This is a genomic window from Actinoplanes sp. NPDC048791, assembly GCF_040650095.1.
GTDB lineage: Bacteria > Actinomycetota > Actinomycetes > Mycobacteriales > Micromonosporaceae > Actinoplanes.
The window spans coordinates 1-9,119 of record NZ_JBEZGQ010000274.1 but is presented as its reverse complement, the minus strand read 5'-3'; the positions used below and the strand labels follow the sequence as shown (position 1 = coordinate 9,119).

The following is a 9,119-nucleotide window of genomic DNA, read 5'->3' as shown; positions in this document are numbered from 1 at the left end:
TCGCCGTCGAGCGGCTCATCGCCGAGCTGCGGCCCCAGCTGGAGGAGCTCGGCGACTGGGAGCAGGTGTTCGACCTGTCCGTGCAGGCGCTCAGCCGGGGCAGCTCCGCGGCCCGTCAGCGCCGCGCGATGACCCGCCGCGGCCGCATCTCCGACGTGGTCGAGCTGGTCATCGCCGTCACCCGGGGCGGCGCGACCGGCATCTGCCCGGACGGGCAGACCGTCCCGGCCGGGCTCACCCCGTACGCGGCGGCCGGCGATGAGGCGTTCCCGGACGGCGACGTCATGCCGGACTACCAGGGGATCGTCAACGTGCTCAGCGCGCTCGGCCCGGCCGGGCTGCGCCGCCGCGAGGACGCCAAGGACGACGAGCAGCGCGCCCGCGGCATCACCTTCAGCGTGGCCGGCGAGGCGGCGACCCGGCTCTTCCCGTTCGACCTGGTCCCCCGCCTGGTCCCCGCGGCCGACTGGCGGGAGCTGCGGCTCGGCCTGGTCCAGCGGGTCCGCGCGCTGGACGCGTTCGTCAACGACGTCTACACCGACCGCGTGGTGGTCAAGGACGGCATCGTGCCGGACTGGGTCATCGACGGCTCCCCGGAGCTGCGCCCCAGCGGCGCCCTGGTCAGCCGGCCGGGCGTCCGCGCCCAGGTGGCCGGCGTGGACCTGGTCCGCGACGGCGAGGGCAACTGGTGCGTGCTGGAGGACAACCTGCGGGTGCCCTCCGGCATCGGGTACGCGATGCAGAACCGCCGGCTCACCGAGAGCGTGCTGCCGGAGCTGCCCCGCCCCGACGACCTGCTCAGCATCGAGGAGACCCCGCGGTTGCTGCTGCGGGCGCTGCTCGACGCGGCCGGCCCGGCGGCGGGCGACAACCCCGCGGTGGTGGTGCTCAGCCAGGGCCCGGACGACTCGGCCTGGTTCGAGCACCGGATGCTGGCCGAGGAGATGGGCGTACCGCTGGTCCGCAGCACCGAGCTGGTGGTCGACGAGGGCCGGGTGCACCGGGTCCGCAACGGCCGCAAGTACCCGGTCGACGTGATCTACCTGCGGATGGGCGAGGACAGCCTGGTGCACTCGCCCGGCGCGGACGGCATGCCGCTGGGCCCGAGCCTGGTCACCGCCCTGCACGCGGACACCGTGGTGCTGGCCAACGCGCTGGGCAACGGCATCGGCGACGACAAGGCCGTGTACGCGTACGTGCCCCGGCTGATCGAGTACTACCTGGGCGAGAAGCCGCTGCTGGCGGACGTGCCGACGTACCTGTGCGGCATCCCGGAGCAGCGGGAGCAGGTGCTCGGCCGGCTGGAGGAGCTGGTCTGCAAGCCGGTCGACGGCTACGGCGGCGACCGGATCGTGATCGGCCCGCACGCCTCGCCCGAGGACATCGCCGCGGTCCGCCGGCAGATCCGCACCGCGCCGCACCGCTGGGTGGCCCAGGAGGTCGTCGACCTCTCCACCCATCCGGTCTTCGACGGCCAGCAGCTCGCCCCGCGCCACGTCGACCTGCGCGCGTTCGTGTTCACCGGCAGCCAGTCGGTGGTCGCGCCGGCCGCGCTGACCCGGGTCGCCCCGGCCGGCAGCATGATCGTCAACTCCTCGCGCGGCGGCGGGTCGAAGGACACCTGGCTGTTCGGGTAAGGCTGGCTCTTCGGGTAAAGAGCGTTACGGCTGGGATACACAATCGAAACGGGAGCAGCACACCCTGGTCAATCTTGGGTGCGCCTCCTACTGCCCCCAAGGAGGTTCAGGCCATGTGTGGAATCGGCGGCGAACTGCGGTACGACGCCCAGGCAGCGGACGGCGACGCCGTCCGGCGGATGATGCCGTGCCTGCAGTCCCGCGGGCCCGACGGCGAGGGCCTCTGGCAGCGCGGTCCGATCGCGTTCGGGCACCGCCGGCTCAAGATCATTGACCTGTCCGAGGCCGGCTCCCAGCCAATGACCGACGAGCAGCTCGGCCTGACCCTGGTCTTCAACGGCTGCATCTACAACTACCAGCAGCTGCGCGACGAACTCCGCGGCTACGGCTACACCTTCGTGTCCACCTCCGACACCGAGGTGATCATCAAGGCGTACCACCGCTGGGGCGCCGACTGCGTGCAGCACTTCCTCGGCATGTTCGCCTTCGCCATCGCCGAGCACGCCACCGGCCGCGTCATGCTGGCCCGGGACCGCCTCGGCATCAAGCCGATGTACCTGGCCGAGACCCCCGGCCGGCTGCGCTTCGCGTCCACCCTGCCGGCCCTGCTGGCCGCCGGCGACGTCGACACCTCGATCGACAAGGTGGCCCTGCAGCACTACATGACCTTCCACTCGGTCGTGCCGGCGCCGCGCACGATGGTCAGCGGCATCCGCAAGCTGCCCCCGGCCACGGTCCGGATCATCGAGCCGGACGGCACGTCGGTCGAGCGCGTCTACTGGGAGGCCGACCACACCCGCACGCTGATCAAGTCGCGGGCCGAGTGGGCCGAGGCGATCCACGAGTCGCTGCGTACCGCCGTCGAGCGCCGGATGGTCGCCGACGTGCCGGTCGGCGTGCTGCTCTCCGGCGGGCTCGACTCCAGCTACATCGTGGCGCTGCTGGCCGAGCAGGGCCAGCGCGGGCTGACCACGTTCAGCATCGGCTTCGAGTCGGCGGCCGGCGAGAGCGGCGACGAGTTCGCCTACTCCGACATCATCGCCAAGCAGTTCGACACCACCCACCACCAGATCCGGATCGGCAAGGACCGCTTCCTGCCCGCCGTGGCGCGCACGGTCGCGGCGATGAGCGAGCCCATGGTCAGCCACGACTGCATCGCCTTCAACCTGCTCAGCGAGGACGTCTCGCAGCAGGTCAAGGTCGTGCAGTCGGGGCAGGGCGCGGACGAGATCCTGGCCGGCTACAGCTGGTACCCGCCGCTCAAGGATGTGCCACGCGAGCAGGCCGTGGACGCGTACGCCCGGGAGTTCTTCGACCGGCCGTACGGTGAACTGGCCCGCCAGCTCTCCCCCGAGTGGCTGCTCGACACCGACGTGAGCCGCGAGTTCGTCACGGCCAGCTTCGCCCGGCCCGGCGCCACCACGAGTGTCGACGCGGCGTTGCGGCTGGACTCCCAGGTCATGCTGGTCGACGATCCGGTCAAGCGGGTCGACAACATGACCATGGCGTGGGGGCTGGAGGCGCGCGTGCCGTTCCTCGACCACGAGCTCGTGGAGCTGGCCGCCGCCTGCCCGCCCGAGCTGAAATTGGCCCAGGGCGGCAAGGGTGTGCTCAAGGACGCGGCCCGCGGCGTGGTGCCGGACGAGGTGATCGACCGGACCAAGGGTTACTTCCCGGTTCCCGGGATCCGGCACCTGGAAGGGCCGATGCTGGAGCTGGTCCGCGACGCGCTGCACGCACCGGCGGCCCGGGCGCGCGGACTGTTCCGGCAGGAGTACGTTGACGCGCTACTGGCCGACCCGAACACTGCTCGTACGACGCTCGGGGCGAACCAGTTGTGGCAGCTGGCGCTGCTCGAGATGTGGCTGCAGGACAAGGGGATCTAGCAAACCGAGGGAGGACCCGTATGACCGGTCAGCTGAACCGCGTCGACGTCACCGTGCTGCCCGTGGGGTGGCTGAATCGGCAGTCCGGGGATCTCCCTTCGGCTGGGTCTATCCCAACAGAAGTGTCCGGCAGCTGGTCGGGGGCGCTTTCGCCCGACGGCCGGCACGCCGCGTACGTCTCCGACCGCAGCGGCTCACCCAAGGTGTGGGTGCAGCCGGTCGGCAGCGACCTGACGTTCCTCGTGGACACGGGTGAGCACCCCGTCGTCTCGGTGCAGTGGTCCACCGGCGGCGGGTGGCTCGCCTGCCTGATCGCTCCCGGCGGCGCGCCCCGTACCGAGGTGTGGCTGGTCCGCCCGGACGGCTCGGCGCTGCACCAGGTGGCCGGCTTCGGCGCGGACAGCGCGGACAACGTGCGCTGGCTGCCCGGGCGCCCGCTGCTCGCGGTCACCGAGAACCTCGAGACCACCCTGCTGGTGGACGCCGAGCACGGCACCCGCGAGGTCATCACCACCGGCGAGCTGGTGTCGCTGTTCGACGTCTCCCCCGACCGCAGCCGGGCGCTGCTGCGGCACGGCCCGCGCAGCGGCCGCTACATCGTGGTGCGCGACCTGGCGACCGGCGTCGAGGAGTACGTGACCAGTGGCGAGCAGGCCTGCTTCGGCCCCGACGGCGCGGTGTACGCCCGCAGCGACGCCGGCGAGCTCCCGGTGCTGATCCGGGTGGCCGACGGCAAGGCCGAGATCCTGGCGTCGTCGGAGACCGCCGAGGTCGAGTCGTTCGCGCTGACCGCGGACGGCCGGGCGATCGCGGTGCTCTGGAACGTCCGCGGCGGCGAGTCCGAGCTGACCGTGCTGCGCGGTGGCGACACGACGAAGGTCGAGCTGCCCGGGACCGTGGCCTCCGGGGTCTCCTGGTGCTTCGACGGGAGCACCCTGGCGTTCACCGCCGAGGGCCCGGGCCGGCCGCACGGCGTGTGGACGTACGACGGCGACCTGCACCCGGTCTCGATCGAGGAGCCGGCGCCGGACGCGGTCCGGCCGGTGCTGCACCGCTTCGCCTCACACGACGGCCTGGAGATCAGCGGCTGGCTCTTCCGGCCGGCCGGGGCGGGCCCGCACCCGACGGTGCTGTGGCTGCACGGTGGCCCGGAGGCGCAGGAACGCCCGGGTCACGGCCCGCTGTTCCAGTCGCTGGTGGACCGGGGCATCGCGGTCTTCGCGCCCAACGTCCGCGGCTCGTCCGGCTTCGGCCGCAGCTTCGTCAACGCCGACAACGGCGCTCTGCGTTACGCCGCGATCGGCGACGTGGCGGCCTGCGTGGGCTACCTGGTCGAGCAGGGCGTGGCGGATCCGGCGCGGGTCGGCTGCATGGGCCGCTCGTACGGCGGTTACCTGACGCTGGCGGCGCTGACGACGTACCCGTCGATGTTCGCCGTGGGCATCGACGTGTGCGGCATGTCGAACTTCGCGACCTTCTACGAGCACACCGAGCCGTGGATCGCCGCGGCGGCGGTGTCGAAGTACGGCGACCCGGTGGCCGACGCGGAGCTGCTGCGCGACCTGTCCCCGATCACGCACATCGACAAGCTGAAGACGCCGCTGATGATCGTGCACGGCGAGAACGACAGCAACGTGCCGGTGATCGAGGCCGAGCAGGTGGCGGCGGCCCTGGCCGAGCGCGGCGTCCCGCACAAGTACCTGCTCTTCCCCGGCGAGGGTCACGAGCTGCAGCACCGCGCCTCCCGCGCGGAGTATCTGCGGGAGACGGTCGGCTGGCTCACCGCCCATCTCACCCCGGCGCCGGCTCTGCTCGGCTGACGCCGCGGAACCACCCGGTCGAGTGGCGTGACGGGTCCCACGTCCCTTTTGTGACCCGGATCGTTGTCGTGCCCCCGCCCTCGGAGAAAGGGTGGGGGGACGCGATCGGATGGAGTTGTTGTCATGCTGGGCGGTGCCCGGGCCTGGGCGGTATGGGCCGTGGGACTGTCGGCCTACGTGGTCGCGGTTCTGCACCGCACGTCCCTCGGCGTCGCCGGGCTGGACGCGCAGGTCCGTTTCGACATCGGCGCCGGCGCGCTGGCCTCGTTCGCCGTCCTGCAGCTGCTGGTCTACGCCGGCCTGCAGGTGCCGGTGGGCGTGCTGCTGGACCGGTTCGGCTCGTTGCGGCTGGTGGTCGGCGGCGCCGTCATCATGGCGGCCGGCCAGGCGCTGATGGCGTTCTCCGACGGGATCACCGGGGCGGTCATTGCCCGGGTGCTGGTCGGGGCCGGCGACGCGATGACCTTCATCAGCGTGCTGCGCCTGGTGCCGCAATGGTTCCCCGGCCGGCGGGTGCCCGTGGTGACCCAGCTGACCGGCCTCGTCGGGCAGCTCGGGCAGGTGCTCAGCGCCGTACCGCTGGCGGCCCTGCTGGCCGGTCCGGGCTGGACCACCGCGTTCATCTCGGCGGCCGCCGCCGGGATCTTCGTGGCGGTCGTCGCACTGGTCGCGCTGCACGACAGCCCGCAGCGCCGGGTCAGCTCGGGTGAGGCGCTCACGCTGCGCCAGCTCGGCGGCGACCTGGCGAGCGCGTGGCGGCATCCGGGCACCCGGCTCGGGTTGTGGACCCACTTCACCACCCAGTTCCCCGGCACGGTCTTCGCGCTGATCTGGGGCTATCCGTTCCTGGTGGCCGGGGAGGGATTGTCGCGGGGCACGGCCAGCGTGCTGCTGACCCTGTTCGTGCTGACCGGCATGGCCGCCGGTCCGGTCGTCGGGGTGCTGGTGCAACGGCATCCGCTGCGCCGCTCGTGGCTGGTGCTGGGCGTGATCGCGGCCAACGCGCTGGGCTGGGGCCTGATCATCGCCTGGCCGGGGCGGGCGCCGCTGGCCGTGCTGGTGGTGCTGGTGCTCGCGCTCGGTCTGGGCGGGCCCGGCTCGATGATCGGCTTCGAGTTCGCCCGCACGTTCAACCCGCCGAACAGGCTCGGCACCGCCACCGGCATCGTCAACGTGGGCGGCTTCGTCGCCTCGCTGGTGTCGATCCTGCTCGTCGGCCTGATACTGGACGCGCGCACCGGCGGACAGGCCACGTACGGCATCGCGGATTTCAAAGTCGCGATGTCGGTGCAGTATGCGATCGGCGCGATCGGCCTGATCGGCATCCTGCGCACCCGCAAGCTGGCCAGACAGCGCCTCGCCGAGGAGCAGGGGCTGATCATCCGGCCGCTGCGGGAGGTGCTCGCCGAGAAGGGTTGGTTTAGCGGCGAGCGCATCGGTAAACATTGACGTTTTGCCCGCTTACAGCAGTTCGATGCGAGGAGGACATGAGCGAGCACGCACCGGACCGCATCTGGTCCGGCATCGAGATCACCAAAGTCATCGCGGGCACACTCGCGGCAGTCACCGCGGCGGTAATCGGCTCCTTCCTGGGAGTCGCCGGCACCCTCGCCGGTGCCGCGGTCGCCAGTGTCGTCGGCTCGGTCGGGACGGAGATCTACCAGAGGTCCTTGAACAGGGGCGCCAAGCGTCTCAGCACCATCGCGCCCACCTTCCTCAAGGCACCCGCCGCGGTGGGCACCCCGGAGGGCGCCGCGGCGACCGAGGAGGACCTGCCCTCGCACACGGTCCCGGAGCCGGCCCGCAAGCGGCAGGTCCGCTGGGGACGGGCGGCGATGCTCGCCGGCGCGGTGTTCGTGCTCGCCATGGGGGCGATCTGGATGTCCGAGAAGGCCTTCGGGGAGCCGCTGTCCACCAAGGTCGGCGTCACCGACACCACCGGCACCACGCTGGGCAACACCGTCGGCAACAACTCGTCCACCGACCGGCCCGCGCCGGGCCCGTCGGTCGCGCCGAGCGAGCAGCCGGCAACGGATGCGACCGATGACCCGGAGCCCACGGCGACGACGGAGCCGACCGCGACCCCGACGGACACCACGACGGAGCCGAACACGGCCCCGACGACCGGGCCGGCGGACACCGGCACGGAGCCGGCCACCCCGGACGGCCCCGGCGAGCAGGACCAGCAGCAACAGCAGCCGAACCAGGACGTCGCCCCGGACCAGGGCGCGACCGAGTAGCACCGCGGAGGGCGTCAGTGCACAGCAAAGATCTGCTCATCGAGGCCTTCGACCGGCTTCCCGAGCTCGTACGGTCGGCCGTTGACGGGCTGAGCCCCGAGCAGTTGCGGACGCCCCCGGCCGAGGGGGCCAACACGGTCGCCTGGCTGGTCTGGCACCTCACCCGGATCCAGGACGGCTACCTCGCCGAACTGACCGGCCAGGACCAGATCTGGGTGACGGGCGACCGGGCCCCGCGCTTCGGCCTGAAGCCGGACCCGGACGACAACGGCTACGCCCACACGGCCGCCCAGGTCCTGGCCGTCCGGCCGGAGAGCGCCGCGGTGCTGGTGGAGTACTACCAGGCGGTGCACGAACGCACGCAGTCCTACCTCGCCGGCCTCACGGACGGTGACCTGGACCGGGTGGTGGACGAGTCTTGGGATCCGCCGGTGACGCTGGGCGTGCGCCTGGTGAGCATCCTGAACGACGACACCCAGCACGTGGGCCAGGCGGCCTACGTGCACGGGCTGCTCGAGAACTGACGAACCCCGGCCGTCGGCGCTCCCGCAACTGCGGGGGCGCCGACGGTTTCGTCTACTGGGGAGCGGCGAGCTGGCCCATCGCCTCAGGCGCGTGCAGCTGCGTCCAGGGCTCTCCCGGCCGGCCGGTGACCGTGAGCGCCACCGAGCCCACGGCGACCCGGACCGGGACAAGACGATCCAGCGCCTCCCCGTCGGTGGTCGCGGCCAGCACGGTACGACCCTCGACCGCATCCACCGCGGCCAGCTCTCCCGTGCCTGCCGCGGCGGCAGCACGAACCGCCGCGACGGTGGGCGCGACCTCGGTGCAGGTCCCGTCCGCGTGGGCGACGAGCACCCGGTCCGCCCGGCCGGCCGCCTGCCACGCGAGGAGATCGAGCAGGGTCGCCCGGTTGCCGCCGGCGAAGTGCTCCCACTGGTCAGCGGCGGCCCGCGCCAGCTGATCGCCGTGCCGGCCGACGCTGTGACCGTAGCCGCGCCCCGGCAGGGTGAGATCGGTCCACAGCAGCTGCCGGTCGGCGAGGTCGAGCACCATCGGCAGCAGCATCCGCGCGTCCCCACGGAGGTCGAACCGCTGCTCGACCCGGGCGGCATCAAACTGGGCGCCGCCGTCGAGCGGCAGCATCAGCCCGGCGAAAGCCTCGGTGAGCAGCTCGAACGGCACAGCGTTGTAGCTGAGCACCACCGGAACCGCGTAACGCACGCCCCGCTCGGCGAGCAGCGACAGCCGCAGATCAAGGAACTCGGTGGCCCCCAGCGGAGCAGGCGCCGAGGTGAGATCACCGGAATGCACGGCGGCATCGCCGGCGAACCGCAGCTCCGTGTAGTCGCAGTGCCCCAGCCGCCGCCAGTCGGCGTCGAAGAACGCACAGGACAGGTCGAGGTCGACCCGGGAATCCTCGGTGTCCTCCCAGTGCAGGAACAACCGCAGCACCGAGGCGCCGGGCAGCGCGCGGATGCTCTGGGTGCGCATCTGCACCCGCAGCTTGGCGTCCAGGTTGGACAGTGGTTCGTC

At 72.0% G+C, this 9,119-nt stretch carries 7 protein-coding genes; 6 read left to right on the top strand and 1 reads right to left on the bottom strand.

The genetic code is table 11. The annotated features are described in order from the left end of the window. The 6 genes from AB0C29_RS20755 to AB0C29_RS20730 all read left to right on the top strand — a co-directional run. On the top strand, nt 1-1,637 hold a 1,637-nt coding region (locus tag AB0C29_RS20755), incomplete at its 5' end, for a carboxylate--amine ligase/circularly permuted type 2 ATP-grasp protein (RefSeq protein WP_360822391.1). Between the two features lie 113 nt (nt 1,638-1,750). Next, nucleotides 1,751-3,523, top strand: a complete 1,773-nt coding sequence (locus tag AB0C29_RS20750; RefSeq protein ID WP_360822389.1) for an N-acetylglutaminylglutamine amidotransferase — start codon at nt 1,751-1,753, stop codon at nt 3,521-3,523. 122 nt (nt 3,524-3,645) lie between these two features. Beyond that, nucleotides 3,646-5,343 (top strand): S9 family peptidase, encoded by a 1,698-nt coding sequence (locus AB0C29_RS20745; RefSeq protein WP_360822387.1) that lies wholly within the window; start codon nt 3,646-3,648, stop codon nt 5,341-5,343. A 123-nt stretch (nt 5,344-5,466) separates the two neighbouring features. After that, entirely contained in the window at nt 5,467-6,792 is a 1,326-nt protein-coding gene (locus tag AB0C29_RS20740; protein ID WP_360822385.1) for an MFS transporter, read from the top strand. A gap of 38 nt (nt 6,793-6,830) precedes the next feature. Next, a complete protein-coding gene (locus AB0C29_RS20735; protein ID WP_360822383.1) occupies nt 6,831-7,583 on the top strand; it encodes a hypothetical protein in 753 nt (250 codons plus the stop codon). 17 nt (nt 7,584-7,600) lie between these two features. Next, nucleotides 7,601-8,107, top strand: coding sequence for a DinB family protein (locus AB0C29_RS20730; RefSeq protein WP_360822381.1), 507 nt, complete (start codon nt 7,601-7,603; stop codon nt 8,105-8,107). A 52-nt stretch (nt 8,108-8,159) separates the two neighbouring features. Here AB0C29_RS20730 and AB0C29_RS20725 read toward each other — a convergent pair. Continuing rightward, nucleotides 8,160-9,119: hypothetical protein (locus tag AB0C29_RS20725; protein WP_360822379.1), on the bottom strand; the 960-nt coding region annotated here is incomplete at its 5' end.